The 19,762-nt window shown below is 46.3% G+C and carries 16 protein-coding genes and 1 riboswitch; of the genes, 6 read left to right on the top strand and 10 right to left on the bottom strand.

All coding sequences use genetic code 11. The features are described 5' to 3' along the window. Positions 1–10: 10 nt before the first annotated feature. From FJQ87_RS14650 to FJQ87_RS14625, 6 genes are all read right to left on the bottom strand, one after another. Positions 11–661: an acyltransferase gene (locus FJQ87_RS14650; RefSeq protein ID WP_140933245.1), complete on the bottom strand. Its 651-nt coding sequence runs from the start codon at positions 659–661 to the stop codon at positions 11–13. Then, a complete protein-coding gene (gene tsaA, locus FJQ87_RS14645; protein WP_140933244.1) occupies positions 658–1,386 on the bottom strand; it encodes a tRNA (N6-threonylcarbamoyladenosine(37)-N6)-methyltransferase TrmO in 729 nt (242 codons plus the stop codon). The genes FJQ87_RS14650 and tsaA overlap by 4 nt, the downstream gene beginning before the upstream one ends. A 2-nt stretch (positions 1,387–1,388) precedes the next feature. Further along, positions 1,389–1,775, bottom strand: coding sequence for an Rcs stress response system protein RcsF (gene rcsF / locus FJQ87_RS14640; protein WP_140933243.1), 387 nt, complete (start codon positions 1,773–1,775; stop codon positions 1,389–1,391). Positions 1,776–1,828: 53 nt separating this feature from the next. Beyond that, a complete protein-coding gene (locus FJQ87_RS14635; protein WP_240778745.1) occupies positions 1,829–3,031 on the bottom strand; it encodes an amidohydrolase family protein in 1,203 nt (400 codons plus the stop codon). A gap of 92 nt (positions 3,032–3,123) precedes the next feature. Then, positions 3,124–6,183 carry an amidohydrolase family protein gene (locus tag FJQ87_RS14630; RefSeq protein ID WP_140933241.1) on the bottom strand — a complete coding sequence of 1,020 codons (3,060 nt, stop codon included), beginning with the start codon at positions 6,181–6,183 and terminating at the stop codon, positions 3,124–3,126. A 159-nt stretch (positions 6,184–6,342) separates the two neighbouring features. After that, positions 6,343–6,735 carry an H-NS family nucleoid-associated regulatory protein gene (locus FJQ87_RS14625; RefSeq protein ID WP_140933240.1) on the bottom strand — a complete coding sequence of 131 codons (393 nt, stop codon included), beginning with the start codon at positions 6,733–6,735 and terminating at the stop codon, positions 6,343–6,345. Positions 6,736–7,191: 456 nt separating this feature from the next. Between FJQ87_RS14625 and FJQ87_RS14620 the strand changes: the two genes are divergently transcribed. The 3 genes from FJQ87_RS14620 to FJQ87_RS14610 all read left to right on the top strand — a co-directional run bounded on the left by FJQ87_RS14620 (position 7,192) and on the right by FJQ87_RS14610 (position 10,814). Continuing rightward, complete coding sequence (locus FJQ87_RS14620; protein ID WP_140933239.1) at positions 7,192–7,941, top strand: electron transfer flavoprotein subunit beta/FixA family protein; 750 nt, start codon at positions 7,192–7,194, stop codon at positions 7,939–7,941. After that, positions 7,942–8,868, top strand: coding sequence for an FAD-binding protein (locus tag FJQ87_RS14615; RefSeq protein ID WP_140933238.1), 927 nt, complete (start codon positions 7,942–7,944; stop codon positions 8,866–8,868). 90 nt (positions 8,869–8,958) lie between these two features. Beyond that, a riboswitch (Lysine riboswitch) is annotated at positions 8,959–9,155 on the top strand. 96 nt (positions 9,156–9,251) lie between these two features. Continuing rightward, positions 9,252–10,814: a Na+/H+ antiporter NhaC family protein gene (locus FJQ87_RS14610; RefSeq protein ID WP_140933237.1), complete on the top strand. Its 1,563-nt coding sequence runs from the start codon at positions 9,252–9,254 to the stop codon at positions 10,812–10,814. A gap of 125 nt (positions 10,815–10,939) precedes the next feature. On the opposite strand, the gene FJQ87_RS14605 is transcribed toward FJQ87_RS14610, so the two are convergent. Further along, positions 10,940–13,075 (bottom strand): M3 family metallopeptidase, encoded by a 2,136-nt coding sequence (locus FJQ87_RS14605; RefSeq protein ID WP_140933236.1) that lies wholly within the window; start codon positions 13,073–13,075, stop codon positions 10,940–10,942. A 288-nt stretch (positions 13,076–13,363) separates the two neighbouring features. Between FJQ87_RS14605 and FJQ87_RS14600 the strand changes: the two genes are divergently transcribed. Both FJQ87_RS14600 and FJQ87_RS14595 read left to right on the top strand, forming a co-directional pair. Next, positions 13,364–13,954 carry a thymidine kinase gene (locus FJQ87_RS14600; protein ID WP_140933235.1) on the top strand — a complete coding sequence of 197 codons (591 nt, stop codon included), beginning with the start codon at positions 13,364–13,366 and terminating at the stop codon, positions 13,952–13,954. Positions 13,955–14,032: 78 nt separating this feature from the next. After that, entirely contained in the window at positions 14,033–14,611 is a 579-nt protein-coding gene (locus tag FJQ87_RS14595; RefSeq protein ID WP_140933234.1) for a hypothetical protein, read from the top strand. Positions 14,612–14,688: 77 nt separating this feature from the next. Here FJQ87_RS14595 and FJQ87_RS14590 read toward each other — a convergent pair whose 3' ends face one another. Then, positions 14,689–16,719, bottom strand: coding sequence for an alkyl sulfatase dimerization domain-containing protein (locus tag FJQ87_RS14590; RefSeq protein ID WP_140933233.1), 2,031 nt, complete (start codon positions 16,717–16,719; stop codon positions 14,689–14,691). Between the two features lie 100 nt (positions 16,720–16,819). Continuing rightward, positions 16,820–17,242, bottom strand: coding sequence for a hypothetical protein (locus FJQ87_RS14585; RefSeq protein WP_140933232.1), 423 nt, complete (start codon positions 17,240–17,242; stop codon positions 16,820–16,822). 151 nt (positions 17,243–17,393) lie between these two features. On the opposite strand from FJQ87_RS14585, the gene FJQ87_RS14580 reads away from it, so the two are divergent. Beyond that, positions 17,394–18,164, top strand: coding sequence for a DUF2927 domain-containing protein (locus tag FJQ87_RS14580; protein WP_140933231.1), 771 nt, complete (start codon positions 17,394–17,396; stop codon positions 18,162–18,164). 99 nt (positions 18,165–18,263) lie between these two features. Here FJQ87_RS14580 and FJQ87_RS14575 read toward each other — a convergent pair whose 3' ends face one another. After that, positions 18,264–19,571, bottom strand: a complete 1,308-nt coding sequence (locus tag FJQ87_RS14575) for a leucine-rich repeat-containing protein kinase family protein (RefSeq protein ID WP_140933230.1) — start codon at positions 19,569–19,571, stop codon at positions 18,264–18,266. Positions 19,572–19,762: the final 191 nt, after the last annotated feature.

The raw sequence follows: 19,762 nt of genomic DNA, 5'->3' as shown, positions 1-19,762 counted from the left end.
ATATTTATCGTTAATTTGCGCTCACTTGATGGGCAAGTTCTGGTTTCTCGCGGCGATCGCCTATCATGCGGGCAGGATTGCCGGCCATAATGGCGTAAGCGGGCACATCTTTACTGACCATGCAGCCCATAGCAATTACGGCGTGATCGCCAATAGTGACGCCATCGACTATGCCGGCCTGCGCGCCTATCCACACATCTTTACCTATGATGACGCCGCACGAATTAGATTTTTGTTGATAAATCGGGGCATTAGGTGCCATGCCATGATTAAAGGCATAAATGGTGACTTGATTAGCGATGCGGGTTTGATCGCCAATGATAATGCCCTTGCTGCCACCATCTAACGAGCAGCCATGATTGATGGCGACTTCCCGCCCTAAAGTGACAGGTCCATGAATAAAGCACTGGGCAGCAATCATGCATTGATCGTTAATTTTGATATCGCGCCCAGGTTCAGCAAATAGCTCAGCCTCAGGGGCGATAAAGCAATTAGCGCCAATGCTTACGGTTTCAAGGGCCATCAACTGCGCTTGCACTTGCTCTTGCCAAGGCTTAGCCCAAGCCAAGTGCTTAGGTTTTAGGGAAAAATACAGCCATGGCATCCAAGATAAGCGTTTTTTATGCTGAGTTTGGTAGTCAGGTTTAGCAACTTCACTCATGACTTAGCTAACGCCTGCGCTGGGATCACGGCAGTCACTAAGGCGTTACCCCCATCCATTTGCCATAAAATGTCTAAATCATAAAGCGCGACTTGATAGCCTTTGGCATCATCTTTTGCTTTTTTATAGGCCGGGCGCGGGTCTTGAGCGAGAACCGCTTCAATTAGGCTCACTAAATCTGGTCTATCTTCGCTCTTGGCATAACCCAGAGCTTGTTCTTTAGCATCGCGAGTAAAAGACACGTTAATTTGCAGCGGCGCGTCATGAGCTATGCCGCCTTTGGCATCAACAATGGCATCAGAAAACGGAATATAGGGCTTAATATCTACCACTGGCGTGCCATCGAGTAAGTCCATGCCGGAAATTTCTAAGCACACTTTGCCTTTACGTTTGACTATGCCGTGCAGTTTTACCACGGACTGACCTATGCCGTTGGGTCTAAAGGTTGAGCGGGTGGCAAACACGCCCATTTTTTCATTGCCGCCTAAGCGCGGTGGTCGCACTGTGGGTTTCCAGCCTTGAGCTAAGTTTTCATGAAAACAAAATAGCAGCCAAATATGGCTATATTGCTCGATACCGCGCACGCAATCGGCATGATTAAAGGGATCCACTAATTCAACATAACCGCGGGCAGAGACTAATCCCGGCTGTCTTGGTATACCAAATTTTTGTTTATACGGGGTATGGCATACCGCCACGGCTTGTAACTGACTTGCAAACGACATGATTAATCTTCTTGTGGTTGAACCTTGATGGCTTGACCTAAACATTGAATGCGTGACACGCAACCTTCAGCTTCATTGGTAAAAGTAACGCAATTATTGAGCATTACGCCATTGGCGCCGACATCAGCCGCTTGGCGTCTTAATTCGGTGCGCGCTTCTGCCATAGTCGCAGGTGGCGAGTTAGCTTCTAACTGACAAGATTCGCCAGCGACCATTTTTACACGCTCAAATAAGCCGTTAGGTGCTTGGTCGCGAGTATAAAGCGTGACATCACCCGCTTTGAAATAATCATCAATGGCTTTACCACTAAGATTAGATTGAAAACTATAGTCGCCAGCGCAGCCACTAAGCAGCACTAAGCTTGCGGCCAAAAGAGTGATGTTTCGCATTAGAAATTCCCGTCAATGGGTCGGGGAGTTAAGCTCCCCAAGAAGTGATTAGTTTAGCGATTCAAGTACTTTTGATAAAGCTGCTTGTGGCGGTTATTTAAATCCACTAAGCGACCATCGATAAATAGCGCTTCAACGCCGTGCTGTTTGGGGTCAAAAATATCGCCTTTACTGATGACCAGATTGGCGCGATAGCCAGGCGCCAATACGCCCATATCTTGTTGCCCCAACATGATGGCAGCATTCACTGTAATGGCTTGCAAGCTAAGCTCAGAGCTGAGGCCATGGCTAATGGCCTGCGCCGCGGCAAAGGGTAAATTACGGGTATCCCAGTCGCCACTAAAGCCGATAGCAAAGGGCAGGTTAGCGGCCGCTAATAAACTCGGTATGCGGTAAGGTAAGTCTATGGGGTCATCATGGCGCAGCGGCATAGATAACATGTGGGTATATATGACAGATGCATTGATTTCGTTAAGAATATCGGCGGCGCGCCAGGCATCATAGCCGCCAACTATGATGAGTTTTAAGCCATATTGGCGCGCCAATGCCGCCGCTGACTCTATGCTATTAAGTTTATCGGCATGGACAAATAAACTGGCGCGCCGCTCAAATAAGGGCTGCATAGCGTCATAGCTTTGCTGTTTTTGCGCTAAGGCGCCGGCTTTGGCAGCTTGATAATAATGAAAGCTCGCTGCAAAGTTTTTATGAATATCGCTGATTTGCTCGTTAAGCTCAGTGGCTTGTTTTTCGCGCTCTTCCTGTGTTGCCGCTGGCGCATCTATCGCTGGCCACACTAAGTGCTGCCCTGTTGCGGCGACTTTGGCATCATCTATGGTCCAAGCATCGAGATTTACCAGCACGCTTTGGCCAACTAAGCCGTTACCTGCTGGCACAATGTGGGCGTGAGTAATGCCATTGGCGCGCACTGTGGGGATAATTTCAGAATCCGCATTAAAGGCGGTGGCGGATGAGATTTCGGGATTAAAACTGCCAATTTCGCCGCTATCAACGGTGGAGCGCACCATAGATATTTCATTCAGGCCAATTTGGGTATTAAGGGCGATTAATCCGGGGTAAATATGTTTGCCACTGACATCTATGACTTCGGCGTTATTGGCGGCTAACTGCTTACCCATAGCGACTATTTTGCCGTGTTCAATCAGTAAATCTGTATTTATCAGCACGCCATCGGCGGCGGTGTAAAGCGTACCACCTTTAAGCAATAACGCTTGAGTTTGCGGCGGCGCGGGCACCATGTCATAGCCGAATGCGAGTGGTGATACACAAGTTAGCAGCAGGCATGCTAGCAAATATGAGGGTAAGCATGAGATTCGCTTAAATTTAGCCATTAGTGATGACCTCCGTTAAACAGATTTTGCGCATGGTTAAATTGATAATGGCTATCGCACTGCCAATCAGGTTCAGCGATGTCAACTTCAGGTTCACCGTCTTTGCGCTTATCATCGGCATTAAGCACTTGTTGGATTAATTGCTCTTTTTCTATGATCATGGCTTGCTCAAGCTGCTGATGTTCTTGACGGTCAAAGTAGCGGCGGCCATCAATCCACACGGCCTGTGTTTTGGCGTAAACCGATAAAGGGTTGTTGTTCCATAACACTAAGTCTGCATGTTTACCCACCTCGATTGAACCCACAAGTTTATCTACCCCAAGCTGCTTAGCTGGGTTAATGGTCACCATGTTCCAAGCTTCCATTTCTGTCATGCCGCAATACATAATGGATTTAGCGGCTTCCTGATTAAGGCGGCGCTGCATGCTGTAGTCATCTGAATTTAATGAGGTTACTACGCCTTTGTTGTTAAGCATGCAGGCGTTTTGCGGTATAGCATCAAAGACTTCAAACTTATAAGCCCACCAATCAGAAAAGGTTGAAGCCCCTGCGCCCGCGGCGGCTAATTCATCGGCCACCTTATAGCCCTCTAACACATGGGTGAAGGCGCTAATGCTAAAACCATAGCTTTGGGATAAGCGTAAAAACATCAAAATCTCTGATTGCACATAGGCGTGCACATGGACTTGGCGTTTACCGTTAATAATTTCAGCGATAGCTTGTAAGCGATAATCAATGGCGGGCGCTGGTACTTGTTTTTGCTCGCTGGCGCGCAGTGCATTCCAAGCCTGATGCTTAGCCTGATATTGCTTGGCGGCCTCAAAGGCATCCACCATGACACTTTTTACCCCCATGCGGGTTTGCGGAAAGCGGGTGACAAACTCATCCCCCCAATGACTTTGCTTAACGTTCTCACCTAGGGCCAATTTAATGGCGGCCGGGGCTTCAGTGAATTTAAGCCCTTCAGCGCTTTGACCCCATCGCAATTTAATCAACTGCGCTTGACCACCAATCGGATTAGCGCTGCCATGGAGTATTTGACTGCTGGTCACGCCGCCTGCCAGTGACTGGTAAATATTGATGGAATCAGGATTTAGCACATCGGCAATGCGCACTTCTGCAGTCACAGCATCTGTGCCTTCATTGGTGCCGCCATTAAGCGCAATATGAGAATGCTCATCAATGATGCCAGCGCTTAGGTGCATGCCACTAGCATCAAGGCGCTTAAAGCCTGACGGAGTTGCTAATTGCTGGCCGATAGCTGTGATTTTGCCATCGCTAATCAGCACATCGGTATTGGTTAACACCCCCTCTTTGGCTGATGTCCATACGCTGGCACCTAGGATATGCAGTTTCTCAAACTGAGGTACGGCTTCTCTGCCATAGGCGCCGTTGGGGGAGGTGAGCTTAGGTGCGCCAAAGACTTGCGCCGCGTGATCATGGCTTGAGGCGTCAAGCGCGGCGCTATTGGTTTGTGAGTCAAGTTCAGCAACACCAGCAACAGGCTCAGGGCTACCGTCCGGCAGCAACACGCGCCCATGCACGCCTGAGTCATCAAACCATAAACTGAAACGATACATTTTATGATTTTGCTCTATGGCGGCGGCAAAACTTAAATGATTTTGGTTGAGAGTTGGCGCGAGTAAATCAATCGTCTCTTCACCTGCTTGCAAATAACTGCTGGATAATTGTGTGGGATTAAGCGTGAGTTCTAGGCTGATATCGGCAAATTGTAATTGATAATCGCCAGCTAATTTGCGCTGCGCTAATGTGACTTGATTAAAATTGGGCTGCCCTTGTAAATACACACCAACAATTTCGCCATCTATGAATATATCGCCTTTAGCGACTACTATATCGGCCATAAAACCTGGGGCCAGTTTTCCGACGTTATCATCTATGCCTATCATGGCGGCGGGCGTCGAAGTTAAGGCGGCGAGAGCATCTTGGGCAGCTAGGCCAGATTTTACTGCCAACTGCACTCTTGGCCAAAAGTCTTTGGCATCAATAGCATGTTGGGTAAAAGCAAAGGGGATGTTAGCTTTGGCTAAAAAACTTGGATTACTCGGGGCGCTGTGCCAATGACGTAATTGCTCTAATGAAGTATCTAACGCAATATTGCTGTCTTGCACATTCGGCGCCTGCGGGAAATTAAGCGGAACGATAAAGCTCGCCTTTAATGCTTTTATTTCATCGATGCGCGCATATTCTCGCCCCGAGGCCACTAATACTGTGGTTAATTTGGGTTCCGCGAGTAAGCGGCCGGCTCTTAATACGTTATTAAGATCGCCAGCATTAACAATCCAAGTATTTGACCATTGGTTCGCTATGGCCTGCCAAGCGCTATTAACTGTGGTGTTTTCTGGGGATTGATTAAACTTAAGTTTATTAACATTGTCTTTTAGCCATTGGCCATAGGTTAAATTCTGGCGAATTAATGCCATGGTACCCATTAATGATTCAGGGTAAGCCATAGGCGATGAACCTTTATTGAAGGATATTAATGAATTGCTATAAGGTTTAAGAATGGTTTTAATAGTTGCCAGTGGCGCTAATGATACGGCGACGGCCTGACCTTGAAATATACCGTCTTGTTTAGCAATTTGCACACTAGTGAAACCGTTTTGTTGCCATTTTTTAGCATTATCAACATTAGGGGCGAAATGATGCAGCCATTGCTCTTGTGCATGAACGGCTGAATTAGGCGCCTGCCCGCCTAAAGTGTTAATGGAATAAACCGGAGGACTGGTCTCTGGGTATTGATAATTAAATTCGATGCCATATTCACTGAAAGGATCAATAAAACCTGGTAGTAAAGAATAGCCTTGCATATTAATAATTTGAGCGCTAGGAGGAATAGCTTCATTGGCAACAATATCAATAATTTTATTACCCGCTATTAATAAGGTGGCATTAGTGCGCTTTTCTGTTGCTGACAGATAAATATCAGCATGGCTAAGGGCTGTCACTAAGGGGGCGTCTGTGGTTAGAGGCTGTTTAGCAAATGTTGCTAAACTCAACAGACATAAACTGATTAACCAATAACGACGAGAGCTCATAAGGAGTGCTAGTTAGCTGTAAATGTGTGGCAGATGTTAACGGACTTGAAGTGGAATTGGTATCTTATGTCGAGTTTAATTGTAACTATTTTATACAAATTAATAGATACAAAAAAACCCACCTATGGGTGGGTTTTTAGTGGTATCACAACTTAATGGTTAGATTAAGAAGTCATCCATATTACGGCCTTTGCTTACTTCATTAGCGAACACTTTAGGCATACGGCCTTGGCCGGTCCAAGTAATCACTTCGCCGCCAACAGTAATAGTATATTTAGCTGGGCGAGGGGCGCGCTTCTTGGTTTGAGTCTTAACAGCAACAACGCCTAAATCGTCAATTGATAAACCCACTTCCAGCATTTGCTTGCGGATTTCTTCAATTTTAGCGATACGCTCTGCCATTAATGCATTTTCTTCTTCAGCACTTGCTTCACGATCAGCAATAATAGCGTGCAGTTTTTCAGCCACTTCACGTAATTCATCTAAAGATAAATCTTTTACGTTGGCTTTGAAGCGACGAGCATGGGTTAGTACTTCTAAGAATTCACTCATAGGTTTTCCACTCAATTCATTTATTTATGATTATAACAACTGGGTAAATAATAGAAACTTATAAGATAGTAATCAAATAAAACTTAATTAAAAACATAAAAAAAAGATAATAAATTATAAAAAGTCGGCGTTATTGCAGGAATGCTATCATTAAATACGCTAAATAAGATTATTTTAAGGCATCAATGAGTCACATCTGCTGAATTTGGCTATTTAAATCCTGAATAAGCTTTCATCAAAAAGTGGCTAAGGTCACTCTAAAAATGACTTAATTTATTATTAAGTCATCATTTCTTTTTTATCTCTTGGTTTATCTCAGTGGCGAATATTGCAAATTAACATCTTGTTAACTCTAGTTGACGTTAACGTCAACAATGCGTAAAGTGATACTCATAGATAGAACAGGCATAGCAAAGCTTTGCTGGAACTTTTTTAAAGCACAATAAAGGATGAACCATGAAAATTTTGGTGCCGATTAAGCGTGTGGTGGATTCAAACGTCAAAGTAAGAGTCTTAAGTGACGGCTCAGGCGTTGATACCAATCACTTAAAAATGGCCATGAACCCATTTTGTGAAATAGCGGTTGAAGAGGCTGTACGTTTAAAAGAAGCTGGCGTTGCGACGGAAGTCGTCGTAGTCACTGTCGGTGATAAAGCGTGCCAAGAACAAATTCGCTCCGCCATGGCTTTAGGCGCTGATCGCGGTATTCATGTAGAAGCACTAGATACTTTATTACCAATCGATATCGCCAAATGTTTAGTGGCAGTGCAGCAACAAGAGCGTGCCGACTTACTGTTATTAGGTAAGCAATCCATTGATGGCGACAATAATCAAACGGCGCAAATGGTCGCGGCCTTATTAGATATTCCTCAAGCTTGTTTTGCCTCTGTGGTTAAACATGAAGGTGGGCAATTATTGGTAACTCGTGAAATCGATGGTGGCTTGCAGCATCTGAGTCTGCCATTGCCGGCCGTAGTGTCAGCGGATTTACGCTTAAATGAGCCAAGATATGCCAAATTACCCGATATTATGAAAGCTAAGCGTAAGGTGCTTGACGTGTTTAGCCTTGAGGCTCTTGGGGTGACCTTAAAAGCTCATCAGCAAGTGATTAATGTAAAGGCGCCAGCCCAAAGACAAGCAGGCGTAATGCTAAGCTCGGTGGCTGAGCTGGTGGAAAAATTAAAGCATGAAGCAAAGGTGATCTAAATGGCCATACTCCTGATAGCAGAACATGATAACGTCTCGCTCAAAGCCGATACCGCCAAAGCCTTAACCGCCGCTAAAGCCATGGGCGCAGATATCCATGTATTAGTCGCAGGCTTTGAATGTAGCGAAGTGGCTAAATATGCTGCGAAATTGGTGGGCACTGCGCAAGTGTTAGTGGCCGATAACGCCGTTTACGCAAAGCAATTACCTGAAAACCTTAGTAAGTTAATTGTCGATATCGCCGCGAATTACACTCACATAGTGGCATCAGCGTCTAGCATAGCCAAAGACTGTTTACCTCGAGTGGCGGCGTTACTGGATGTCGCGCAAGTGTCTGAAATTATCGAAGTGCTTGATAAAGATACCTTCGTGCGTCCAATTTATGCGGGTAATGCCTTAGCGACAGTTAAAAGCTTGGACGCCGTCAACGTCATTACTGTGCGCGCTAGTGCGTTTGCTGCCAGTGCGAGCCAAGATAGCCAAGCGCCTATTCAAGCGCTTGATAAAGTGTTTGCGCCTATGAGTCAGTGGTTATCCCAGGAATTAACAGTGTCAAGCCGCCCAGAACTTGCTAGTGCCAACATAGTGGTCTCTGGTGGACGCGGTGTGGGTAGTCGTGAGAACTTTGCTTTGCTTGAGCAATTGGCCGATAAGTTAGGGGCGGCGCTCGGTGCCTCGCGCGCGGCCGTGGATGCGGGTTTTGTGCCTAACGATTTACAAGTCGGTCAAACCGGTAAAATTGTGGCGCCAAGCCTCTATATTGCTGTCGGTATTTCGGGTGCAATTCAGCATTTAGCCGGTATGAAAGACTCAAAAGTGATAGTTGCCATCAACAAAGATGCCGACGCGCCGATTTTTCAAGTGGCTGATTACGGATTAACCGCTGACTTGTTTGAAGCTATCCCTGAGTTGATTAATTCCATTTAATCTGTGACATTAGTCACGTTAAGCGGTATTGGGTTAGCAATTGCAATACCGCTTATGTTTTTATGTGCGTCACGTCGTTTTTCAGACGTCCTTTGAAGTAGAGGTTGCGCTAGCTAAAAGTAGTGAACATTAGGGTGATGCCTAAGAGTGTTCATAAAAGGAGTTAGCGCCGAAGTAGTTGTACTCATCAAGGTCGGCTGCTGGGGTTGTGTCCGAAAGGAGCAACACTGCCATAGTATTCCTGTCAGGGTGACGGGGTTTATTTACTATGGAGCGCTATTGATAGGACAGGTGTTTGATCACTCATAATCATCCCGATTATTTGAGTGATACTGTGTCACCAGTTCAGTTGCCTCCATTCGTATTCAGCGAAGACAATAATAATGACAGTATTAACTTATGCCGATTCGGCACTTTCACTTTTGCCTCCTGTGGTTGCAATCTTACTGGCGGTAATTACCCGCAGAGTATTAGTTTCCCTTGGTGTGGGTATTATCTTGGGCAGCTTACTGCTCACCGATTTCACCCCTCTGACCAGTGCCAGTTATCTTGCGAGTAAAGTTACTGCGCTGGTATGGGTTGATGGCGCATTCAACAGCTGGAATTTATATATTCTGGGCTTCTTAGTTCTGCTTGGCATGATCACCGCATTGATTACTGTCAGTGGCGCCGCTCGCGCCTTTGCTGATTGGGCGCGCGCGCGTATTCGCAGCAAACGTGACGCCAAATTATTAACCATATTGCTAGGCTGTGTGGTGTTTATTGATGACTACTTCAACTCACTGGTCGTGGGTAGTGTGTGTCGTCCGTTAACTGACCGTTATTATGTGTCGCGGGCTAAATTAGCCTATCTGCTTGATTCTACTGCGGCGCCTGTGTGCGTGATTTCGCCTGTGTCTAGCTGGGGCGCTTATATTATTGCCTTGATTGGCGGTATTTTAACGACTCATGGCATTGCCGATTCTGGTCATTTAAGTATCTTTATCCAAATGATACCAATGAACTTCTACGCCATTTTCGCCTTGTTACTGCTGATTTGTGTGGCCATGTTTGGCCTAGATATCGGCCCTATGCGTCGCCATGAGCAGCTGGCACAAAAAGGTGAGCTGTGGGATGAAAGCAAAGGTACGCCGCCAGGCGCCAATATGGATTTACCTGAGGCAGATACCGGTAAAGTACTGGGGTTATTCTTACCTATTGGCTCATTAGTTGCCGCCACCTTGTATTTTATGGTGAGCTCTGGCGCCGACGTATTGACTGAAAAAGGTATAGCTTTTGATATCATCAAAGCCTTTGAAAATACTTCAGTAAGTTCATCGTTATTCTTTGGTGCCTGTTTTGGTTTTGTGGTCACTCTGATTGGCGTGATGATGCAGAAGGTAGATACCAAGTTAGTGCTTAAGGGTATGACTCAAGGCGCGCTGTCTATGCTGCCTGCAATTTATATCTTACTGTTCGCTTGGACTATTGCTGGCGTAATTGGTCAGTTAGAAACAGGTAAGTACATGGCAAGCTTAGCTAATGGCAATATTCCATTTGCCATGTTGCCAGCAGTAATGTTTGTATTGGCAGGCTTAACCGCTTTTGCTACTGGCACTAGCTGGGGCACCTTTGGCATTATGTTGCCAATTGCCGCCGATATGGCCATGGGTAGCCATGTGAGCATGATGCTACCTATGTTAGCCTCAGTGTTAGCGGGCGCCGTGTTTGGCGATCATTGTTCACCGATTTCTGATACCACGATTTTGTCGTCCACAGGCGCGGGTTGTCATCATATTGATCACGTAGTGACTCAGTTGCCTTATGCGCTGATAGTGGCTGTGATCAGCATGATAGGTTATACCGTACTTGGTTTCACTGAATCTGTGGCGGCGGGTTTTGCCACTTGTAGCGTCTTGTTTGTCTTGAGTGTGATTGCCCTTAAAATTAAGGTAGGTCGCAGTTAAGCGCTTGGTTTAGAACACGATTCAAGCCGTAATCACTGCTCAACGCTTTCAATAAAAACGCAACTCTGAGGTTGCGTTTTTTTATGGGTGCTGGTTACTGATGAGCGCTATCTGTGTCTTTCCCTTTATTGGGTCAGGCCGCGGCGCTCAAGTATCCCTTGTGTGGTTGGCGCTTGGCCGCGGAAGTTTTGATAAGCTTCCATGGGCGCTACTGAGTTACCGACTTCTCGAATAGTTTTACGAAACTTCATGCCGATATCGCGATTCAAACCGCCTTGGGTTTGCACATAGGCAAACGCATCGGCCGCTAAAATCTCACTCCACATATAAGCGTAATAGCTGGCGCTATAGCCTCCGGCGAAGGTGTGGGCGAAAAAGGCTGAGCGATAACGTGGCGGCACGGCTTCAATGGCTAAACCGTGCTTTTTAAGGGCATTGGCTTCAAAGCTCGCGACATCTTGCAGCGGCGCATCCGCTGGCAGTGAGTGCCACTCCATATCCACTAAGGCGGCGGCCATATACTCTAAGGTATCAAAGCCTTGGTTAAAGCTGCGTGAAGCTAAGAGTTTTTCTAACAACTCAGCTGGCAGAGGTTCACCGGTCTGATAGTGCTTAGCGTAATTAGCAAGTACCTTAGGATGCGCTGACCAATCTTCTTCAAAGGTCGATGGAAACTCTACGAAGTCGCGTGATACCGCTGTGCCCGATAAACTTGGGTAAGTCACTTTAGAGAACATACCATGGGTGCCATGACCCATTTCGTGGAACATGGTACTGACTTCATCATAGCTAACAAAGGTCGGCTCACCGTCCGGCGCTTTCTTAATGTTCATCACGTTAACTACCACAGGCTTATTACCTAATAAGCTTGATTGATTCACGAATGAACTCATCCATGCGCCGCCACGCTTGCCTTCACGGGCAAAGTAATCGGCATAGAAAATCGCCATGCTAGTGCCATCGCTATCAAACATCTCATAGGCTTTCACGTCAGGATGATACACAGGTAAATCCGGTCTTGGCTGCATAGTGACACCGTAGAGTTGCTCTAAGGTGAAGAACACGCCATCGGTTAATACCCGCTCGAACTCAAAGTAAGGCTTGATACTGGCTTCGTCGAGATCAAACTGCTGTTGACGCACTTTTTCGCCATAGTATTCCCAGTCCCATGGCTTGAGGGTGAAATCGCCACCTGTGCTTTTTATCATGGCTTGAATGGCAGCGGCTTCTTGCTTGGTATTAGCTACTACCGCCGGCACCATAGAGCCAAACATGGAATACACAGCTTCTGGCGTTTTAGCCATTTGCGGCGCTAAGCGGTAACTGGCCCAATTATCAAAGCCCAGTAACTGCGCGCGCTCGCTGCGTAACTGCGCCAAGCGTGACACTATAGATGCGGTTTCATCATCACCACTTAAACCGCGCTCGGCCGATGCTTGCCAAATTTGCTGGCGTAACTCGCGGTTATCAAGGTTTGCCAATATAGGTTGGCGCGTGGTGTTGGTGATTTGCAGCTGATATTGGCCATCAAAGCCAGCGGCTTTAGCATCGGCTGCTGCCGCGCGAATTTGTGCATCAGTTAAACCTGCGAGCAAATTCTTATCAGTCACTAATACAGCCGCACTTTTACTGCCGCGCATAATGCGTTGGCCAAATTCATTGGTGAGACTGGAATGCTCTTTATTGAGCTCACGTATTTTAAGCTTTTGCTCTTCATTCAGTTTGGCGCCCGCCAATACAAAATTCTGATGATAGACCTCAACTAAGCGAATTTTCTCAGGGGTTAATCCAGAACTTAAACGCTGATGGTACAGAGTTTCAATCCGCGCAAAGAGTTCAGGGTTGAGATTGATATTGTCAGAATGCGCGGCCATTTTGGGCGCCATGTCAGATTGCACTTGGCGCAAGACATCATTAGTGTTGGAACCGGCTAAGTTATAAAACACCGCGGAAGCGCGAGTTAATAGGGCGCCGCTGCGCTCCATCGCCACTAAGGTATTGTCAAAGGTTGGCGCTGCTGGATTGTTGGCAATAGTCAGAATTTCTGCATATTGCTCTGCCATGCCTTGAGTTAAGGCCGGAGCGAAATGCTCATCGTTAATTTGGCTAAAGTCCGGCGCTTGGTATTGCAAGTGACTGACTTGAAGGAGTGGGTTTTGCTGCATTTGTTGCACCTGTGCGGGTGAATTGGCTTGGTTTACTTGGCAAGCAGTAAGGCTTAACGCTGCGCCTATGGCTAGCGCAATCAAGGTTTTATGCATGAGAGTATACTTCCGTTCTATGATTTTTTTTAAGACAGCATAAGATTTATGTGTCGCACTCTTATTTGTCGGTGCTTAGTGAGGTTAACACGGTAACTCGTTAATGTTAATTATGTAATCAGCTGTCGCATCTTGTTGTTTTGCTTGTGCGAATTCAAGAAGGTTTGATTTATGCATGTTCTGGCAATAAAAAGATGGTCAATATCGTGAAATAGCTAGTCATTAACGCGGATGATTTATTGCAGGCTTGTGGTTACAATAGGGCATTAGAGCGAGAGGAGTCGGCCATTGGCACAGCTATATTTTTACTACTCGGCGATGAATGCCGGTAAATCTACATCATTACTGCAATCATCTTATAATTACCGCGAACGTGGCATGCACACCTTAGTGATGACGGCATCCATAGATAACCGTTATGGCGTGGGTAAAGTGGCATCCAGAATTGGTATCGAGTCTGAAGCGCAAGTCTTTAGTGGCGATGATGATTTAGTGAAATTAATTGGCGAGTCGCATCAGCAGCAGCACATTCACTGTGTGTTAGTGGATGAGAGCCAGTTCTTAAGTAAAGAGCAAGTGCGCCAATTAGCCTATGTGGTTGATAAGCTTGATATCCCAGTATTGTGTTATGGCCTGCGCACCGATTTTAGGGGCGAATTGTTTGTCGGTAGCCAATACTTGTTATCTTGGGCCGATAAATTAGTCGAATTGAAAACCATTTGTCATTGCGGCCGTAAGGCCAACATGGTGGTGCGTCTTGATGGTAACGGCAAAGCGTTACGCGAAGGCGAGCAAGTGGCCATTGGCGGCAATGAGAGCTATGAGTCTGTGTGTCGTAACCATTTTCGTGAATTGATTTGGGACGATATTCAAGGCTAACCTTTATTAAGTTAGCGCGCCAACGGATGGCGCGCTCTTCGCCGGTCGCCTGCGAGCATCACCAATAAGGATAGCAAGGTGATTAGACAAGCATATATTCAAGGGCTAGCGTTAGCGGATGATGCGCCCTTACTTCTCTATTTACGTAGCCATGCTTGGCACGTACAAGTCTGTGAATACTGGCCTCAAACCGGTTTACTTATCTTAGGGATAAAATCCCCTACTATCCCCATAGATGCCATAGTGCAAACCATGAGCCTGTTAACTCCCTTCCTTGGCAATAATAGCCATTTGCAGGCCAATCATAGTTTCTTGATAGTCACCAGTGGCAATCAACCTGAGATGTATGGCGTAGATCCATTATCTATCGAAGCGTTAGAGTGGCCATCGCGGGATAGTCGCACTGTGCTCGCGCTTGAAACTTGGTTGATGAGTCATTTTGGCGATGTGAATCGGCTTGATACACTTAGGCTCAAGCAGTTTAAGCATTTAGTCGCGCAGCAAGAATGGCGGCAGTGGCGGTGGCGTGATCACTTTGGTCAAGTGCAACACCATTATGGCCAATTAACGGCAGTGTATCGCCGTCAAAGTCAGCATTTTGTGCGTATTGATAATGAGTTAGAAATACCCGTAGAGCAGGTTATTGGGCTGGAATAGAGGTCACTCTAATCGAGTGACCTCTGCTGTGGTTATTGTTGTTGAGTTTATTGTTGCTGAGATTAGAACTGCCGAAATTAAGGCTGCTTAGTACCAGGAATAAGTTCAAAGTTAGGGCTAAAGGCCACCATCAAACTTTGTAAATCCTTAAAGTGTTGCAATTCCCCGCTATGTTTTACCTTGCCCGCCTTGATTTGATCGTCAAAGCTTTGGCTCGCCATGATGACCGCTTCTAAATCGCTGCGCTTGATGGTTAAGGTCAAATCTGGCTCCTTAGCTTGCACCCCTTTGATATTGGTGAGTGTGCCATTGCTAAGTTCTATGACGTATTGCTCGTGCACATCAGGCAATATCAGATTAATAACAAACTGTTTGCCTTCGGCTTTTTTGCTATCAAGCCGCACCCCTAGAAAATCTAACCATAAGTCCGTTGACATGGCCTTAGTTAAATCTGGGCTGGCGGTTTTGGGCGCATTACCTTGTGGAATACCAGAGCGTAATTCATAGGCCGCCGCTAAAAAGCTGTTCCGTACACTGCTACTTTCTTGCTGATAACCAATTTGCTCAAACACATCGGCGAGTAAATTTTTAGCCGGGCGGTTATCAGGCTCAGCGTATACCAACTTATTTACTATCTCTTGCGCTAGCTTATAGTCACCCTTGTCATACAGCTCTTGACCTTTAGCTAAAATTTTAGCGCTCCCACCCATCATTTCGACATATAAGGGCGCTGAGTCTGACGGTGACAATGGAATTAAGGTGGCAGGATTACCATCCCAATAGCCTAAGTAGCGATTAATGACCGCGCGGCTATTGTGGGCTTCAGAGCCATGATAACTATGGGCAGCCCATTGATCTTGCAAACTCTTAGGCGGTTTATATTGGTTGTGGATTTCATTAATGGTGACGCCTTGGTTGGCCAAGTGCAGCACTTCATTATTAAGATTGGCATAAATGTCGCGCTGGGCGCGCATGATTTCTTGGATGCGATCATTGCCCCAACGTGGCCAGCTGTGTGATGCAAACATCACATCGGCGTTGGTGCCGTAGCGATACAAGGCTTCGTTGATACCTTTTGACCATTGCAGTGCATCACGCACTAATGCGCCGCGCAGGGTATAGATGTTATGCACTGTGCCTGTGATATTCTCCGCCGCCCAAAATGCATTCATCTGCGGAAAATAAGTGTTCATTTCCACGGGCGCTTCTGTGCCCGGTGTATTTTGAAACTCCATAGTAATGCCATCGATAGTCAAGGTTTCAAATGGCTCACTGATGGTAGTGTTAGGGGCTATGAGGCCAATATTACCGGCGGCAGTATTTTTACCTATGGCTTGGTCGACATGACCAAATGGACTGCGCGGCAGTAATACGCCGTATTGGAAAAACATGCGGCGGGTCATAGCATTACCCGCATAGACGTTTTCTGATACCGCATGTTGCAAAAAGCCCTCGGGGGCTATGACTTTGACCTTGCCAGATTTAACATCGGCCTCATCCACCACGCCGCGGACACCACCAAAATGGTCGGCATGAGAATGTGAATACACCACGGCCACCACAGGGCGCTCGCCTAAGGTTTGATTGATAAATGCTAGCGCTGCTGCCGCGGTTTCTTTCGCGGTTAATGGGTCGAAAACTATCCAGCCGTTATCGCTCTTAATAAAGGTGATATTGGCAAGATCGAAGCCGCGAATTTGATAAATTTTATCCGCCATGACTTCATAAAGACCATAAGCCATATTTAATACCGCTTGGCGCTGCAAAGAGGGATGAATGCTGTCAAATTCTTTGCCCTCTAATAACCAATCGTAGCTGCCCATATCCCAAGCCACCCCACCTTTTTCGGCTGGGATTTGCTTATATTCTGGGGCGGCGATAAAGCCACGTTTGGCTTCGTCAAAATCTCGGGTGTCGTTAAGCGGCAGACTGGCTTTATTGTCCGCTCTTTGCTTGAGTGTGGTTTCAGTTGGCAGCTTACCTTGCGGATGAAAGTGTTTATTTAAGGCGGCATTGGGGTCGACGGTTACAGCGCCGCTAGCTGCGGCCAAAACAGAAGATGACAGTAAACAACTACCCGTTAAGATGAGGGATATCCATGGTTTCATGATGAGCGGCCTTGTTAAAATCAACTTAGAAATTAACATTTTACCAATGCAAGTCAACTTTCTAAGAGTGAAGATGTTTGTTACTTCACACAGATAGCTTTTATTGTAACTCTCTAATTTGTACGCGAACTTGCTGACGATTTTCTTCTATGGCCGCCACTATGGCGGTAACACTCGCTTCTTCCTTATTGATGCCTTGCCACGCTTGTTGCCATTGCTCGCGCAATGCTTGGCTAGCGCTGCGCACCGGCGGGCTTGCTATCATAGCTAAATCATTAATTAAGCCGACTTTGACCCAGCCTTGGCGCGGATTACCAAGGATGCGGTCTTGATCGTAATAAGCGGCGTACACAATCAGTTCTAATTCAGATAATTGCTTAAGCATTTCAAAGCTAGCATCGCGAATATTGGCGTTGTGTTCTGTGACTTCCATGCGCCACACATTGTAAGAAAACCCCAATAAGGCAAACATTAAGCTAAAGATTGCGGTTAACTGAAACCAATGTCGTTTTTGCAATGTCATAGCAGTGCTCTTTATGGACTCGGGTGGGGATTAAGTTGTCTTGTGCCACACTTACTCGGTATTAAGTCCTAACTTGGTTAGTCATTAAGCCGCGGTAAGGCAACAGTAAACATGAGTTAGTGATTGATTATAGCCGCTTAAAGGAGAGGGTATGGCAAGCTGGTGGCAAAGGGTGGGGCTCTTAGTGTTGATCTTGCCTATGCTGGCAATGGCCGAACCTTGGCGGCAACCTAGCTATATTGAGCAAGCTTTTATGACAGTCGCTTTAGGGCGCGAGTATCAACAAGATGTTGATTACTTAGTTAAATGGCAGCAAGGCTTGCGGGTATTTATTCGTCATCAAGTAAAAGTTGAGCCGCTGCATGTCACTCTTGTTACCTCTCACCTTGAACAATTGGCTGAAATCACTGGCCTTAACATTGATTTAGTGACCGAAGAGAGTGCTGCCAATGTAGTGATTACTTTTACCGAACAAGCTAAGTGGCAGCCCTTGATAGCCTCTGAGCTTGGGCTTGATACCAGTAAGCTACTGCATGGCAGTGTGTGCCTTGCTAATATCGCGGAAAAAAATGGCCGCATTGAATTTGCCCGCGTCTATATTCCGGTGGATTTAGCGCGCTTTCATGGCAAATTAGTGGCATGCGTAGTGGAAGAACTCACCCAAATCTTGGGGCTTCCCAATGATAGTGACACAGTATTCCCGTCAATTTTTAACGATAACAGTGTCAATAATTTACTGACTGGGCTTGATTGGCTGCTGTTAAGACTCTTATATCAGCCTGAGTTAGTAGCAGGGAGTCGCTATGGCGCAGTGCAAGTGCAAACTCGTGCCATCTTGCTGCGCTGGCAGCAAGATGGCACGCTGGCTAACGCCGTTCAGGCAGTGCGCCGCGGTAAGTTATATCCGTTATTAGGTTATTAGCCCTTAGACCTAAGCCCCAATAGCCAAGCTTCAACATCTAAGCATTAGACGGATAACTCCTGCCCAGATAACTTAAGCAAAGAAGGCTTAAATGAATACTTAATCGAGCAAGGCTAACTGCTTTACTAATTCACTAACGCTTGGCCGCGCACTTAATGGCACTTGCCAGCAGGCATCGCGAATGGCGAGCAGTTCGGCATCGCTGTCATTACATACACTCAGTAAATCATCCATCACGCAGCCTAAGGCACGCACTTCAATGGCTTGCATGGCAGCAGCATGCTCGTTACTGAAACGAGCTAAAGGCGTTGCCGCTCCCATATCCCCGAGCATTAGCTCATGGTCTTGGTTAATCAGCATGTTATGGGCATAAATATCGCCATGTGTCAGACCTTGCTGATGTAAGTGATTAATCACATCCACGGCTTGACGAATTAAATGCCGCACTTGCTTTTGGCTGAGCTTGATATCGGGCGCAAAGGTATCGCGGGTGCAAGTGACTAGGCTCGGCGGTAAGCCCAAATTGTAATAATTGGCGGGCACTAAGCGCAAAATTACCCCAGCTTGCTCACTGTCTTGTTCAGCTTGATTATTGGCTTTAATACTTGCCAGGGTACTAATGAGGTTTGGATGCTCGCCTGCTTGAATGCAAGCGGCTAATTCATCGCTTGGGTAACCGTCACTGGTGACTTCGCCTTTAAACAGCTTGATGGCGACATCCATGCTGTTATCTTGTTGCTGCCACACGCCCTGATATATCACCCCTGAGGCGCCTTGACCTAATACATGGCCTAAACGCAGCGCTGAGCGCTCAACTTCTGGTAAAACGCTATTAACGGCACCAGTTTGGGTGCAAGGATTACCTGCCAGTGCCAACCACGACAATTTAGGTAAATTCAGTAAAAACTCTGGGATTTCGGTCAGTTGATTGGCGGATAAACGCGCCAGTTGCAACTCAGTGCATTGACTCATGCTTGCTGGCAAATGCGTGATTTGATTGCCAGCTAAGGCTAATTTTTGCAGTCTCCTACAAGAGCCTAAGCTTTGTGGCAACTCATTAATTCGATTATTAGTTAAAATTAACCAACGGCATTGGGGCGGAATTGACGACTCGCTCACGGTTTTAATCTGGTTAGATTTGAAGCCGATCATCTCAAGTTTAGGGCATTGGCCTAACACATCTGGCAAGTGATCAAATAAGTTGTCTGACATAAATAGGATTTTTAATTCAGTCAGGCAAGCAAACTCGGCAGGCAAAGTGCTCAGTTGATTTTGCGATAAATCAAGCAGCTGCAAGCTATCGGCGAGTTTAAATATTTCAACTGGAAATTCAGTCAGTTGTTCATGGATTCTGATGTCAGTGGCGCCATTTAATAGGCCAGTTCTAAGTTGTTCTAAGGTATGCAAGTCGCGCTCCTTAAATTAGCAAGGCCGACAGCCTAAATGACCGCTGCCTATGGGTCAAATCTTGGCGAATATTTAGTGGGTCTACTTTAGGGGGTTATTTGCGACGTCATCGGCAACGCACTAGTGATATGTAATTTTACACCACTTTGTGCGGTATAGATGACCATTCTCCGTGCTAAAGGTGTTGTTAA

This window comes from Shewanella sp. SNU WT4 (assembly GCF_006494715.1).
In the GTDB taxonomy this organism is placed as follows: Bacteria; Pseudomonadota; Gammaproteobacteria; order Enterobacterales; family Shewanellaceae; genus Shewanella.
The sequence above is the reverse complement of the archived record's forward strand: the minus strand, read 5'-3'. Positions and strand labels throughout refer to the sequence as shown.

Bases quoted from the DNA above. Each gene is read 5' to 3' on its own strand.
- FJQ87_RS14650 (WP_140933245.1), bottom strand. From the start codon at position 661: ATGAGTGAAGTTGCTAAACCTGACTACCAAACTCAGCATAAAAAACGC.
- tsaA (WP_140933244.1), bottom strand. From the start codon at position 1,386: ATGTCGTTTGCAAGTCAGTTACAAGCCGTGGCGGTATGCCATACCCCG.
- rcsF (WP_140933243.1), bottom strand. From the start codon at position 1,775: ATGCGAAACATCACTCTTTTGGCCGCAAGCTTAGTGCTGCTTAGTGGC.
- FJQ87_RS14635 (WP_240778745.1), bottom strand. From the start codon at position 3,031: ATGGTGCCCGCGCCGCCGCAAACTCAAGCGTTATTGCTTAAAGGTGGT.
- FJQ87_RS14630 (WP_140933241.1), bottom strand. From the start codon at position 6,183: ATGAGCTCTCGTCGTTATTGGTTAATCAGTTTATGTCTGTTGAGTTTA.
- FJQ87_RS14625 (WP_140933240.1), bottom strand. From the start codon at position 6,735: ATGAGTGAATTCTTAGAAGTACTAACCCATGCTCGTCGCTTCAAAGCC.
- FJQ87_RS14620 (WP_140933239.1), top strand. From the start codon at position 7,192: ATGAAAATTTTGGTGCCGATTAAGCGTGTGGTGGATTCAAACGTCAAA.
- FJQ87_RS14615 (WP_140933238.1), top strand. From the start codon at position 7,942: ATGGCCATACTCCTGATAGCAGAACATGATAACGTCTCGCTCAAAGCC.
- FJQ87_RS14610 (WP_140933237.1), top strand. From the start codon at position 9,252: ATGACAGTATTAACTTATGCCGATTCGGCACTTTCACTTTTGCCTCCT.
- FJQ87_RS14605 (WP_140933236.1), bottom strand. From the start codon at position 13,075: ATGCATAAAACCTTGATTGCGCTAGCCATAGGCGCAGCGTTAAGCCTT.
- FJQ87_RS14590 (WP_140933233.1), bottom strand. From the start codon at position 16,719: ATGAAACCATGGATATCCCTCATCTTAACGGGTAGTTGTTTACTGTCA.
- FJQ87_RS14585 (WP_140933232.1), bottom strand. From the start codon at position 17,242: ATGACATTGCAAAAACGACATTGGTTTCAGTTAACCGCAATCTTTAGC.
- FJQ87_RS14580 (WP_140933231.1), top strand. From the start codon at position 17,394: ATGGCAAGCTGGTGGCAAAGGGTGGGGCTCTTAGTGTTGATCTTGCCT.